The organism is Aeromonas sp. QDB34, assembly GCF_027705405.1.
GTDB classification, from domain to species: Bacteria; Pseudomonadota; Gammaproteobacteria; order Enterobacterales; family Aeromonadaceae; genus Aeromonas; species Aeromonas hydrophila.
This window is the reverse complement of record NZ_JAPDBT010000047.1, coordinates 1,705-2,941: the sequence shown is the minus strand read 5'-3', so window position 1 is coordinate 2,941 and position 1,237 is coordinate 1,705. Positions and strand designations below refer to the sequence as shown.

Annotated in this window: 1 rRNA gene (cut by a window edge); it reads right to left on the bottom strand. The window is 52.6% G+C overall.

From position 1 onward, the window contains the following. Positions 1–1,213: ribosomal RNA gene (locus OKC29_RS22825) — 23S ribosomal RNA — on the bottom strand; it reaches 1,765 nt to the left of the window's first position. Between the last annotated feature and the right edge of the window lie 24 nt (positions 1,214–1,237).

Below are 1,237 nucleotides of genomic sequence, written 5' to 3'. Positions count from 1 at the left end.
CTCTCGACACACCTTCGCAGACTTACAGAACGCTCCCCTACCACTCACGCTTAGCGTGAATCCGCGGCTTCGGTGCCTGGTTTGAGCCCCGTTACATCTTCCGCGCAGGCCGACTCGACTAGTGAGCTATTACGCTTTCTTTAAATGATGGCTGCTTCTAAGCCAACATCCTAGCTGTCTGAGCCTTCCCACATCGTTTCCCACTTAACCAGAACTTTGGGACCTTAGCCGGCGGTCTGGGTTGTTTCCCTCTTCACGACGGACGTTAGCACCCGCCGTGTGTCTCCCGGATATTACTTACTGGTATTCGGAGTTTGCATGGGGTTGGTAAGTCGGGATGACCCCCTAGCCCAAACAGTGCTCTACCCCCAGTAGTATTCGTCCGAGGCGCTACCTAAATAGCTTTCGGGGAGAACCAGCTATCTCCGAGTTTGATTGGCCTTTCACCCCCAGCCACAGGTCATCCCCTAACTTTGCAACGTTAGTGGGTTCGGTCCTCCAGTTGATGTTACTCAACCTTCAACCTGCCCATGGCTAGATCACCCGGTTTCGGGTCTACACCTTGCAACTAGACGCCCAGTTAAGACTCGGTTTCCCTACGGCTCCCCTATACGGTTAACCTCGCTACAAAATGTAAGTCGCTGACCCATTATACAAAAGGTACGCAGTCACCCCGAAGGGCTCCCACTGCTTGTACGTACACGGTTTCAGGTTCTATTTCACTCCCCTCACAGGGGTTCTTTTCGCCTTTCCCTCACGGTACTGGTTCACTATCGGTCAGTCAGGAGTATTTAGCCTTGGAGGATGGTCCCCCCATATTCAGACAGGATGTCACGTGTCCCGCCCTACTCGATTTCACATCAAGGTTGTTTTCGTGTACGGGGCTATCACCCTGTATCGCCGGCCTTTCCAGGACCGTTCCACTAACTTCCAAGATGCTTAAGGGCTAATCCCCGTTCGCTCGCCGCTACTGAGGGAATCTCGGTTGATTTCTTTTCCTCGGGGTACTTAGATGTTTCAGTTCTCCCGGTTCGCCTCGCTACGCTATGTATTCACGCAGCGATACCTAGCTTATGCTAAGTGGGTTTCCCCATTCGGAAATCCGTGAGTCGTAATGTCTCTTACCGACTGCTCACGGCTTATCGCAGGTTAGTACGTCCTTCATCGCCTCTGACTGCCAAGGCATCCACCATGTACGCTTAGTCACTTAACCATACAACCCCAAGAAGTGTCGTCG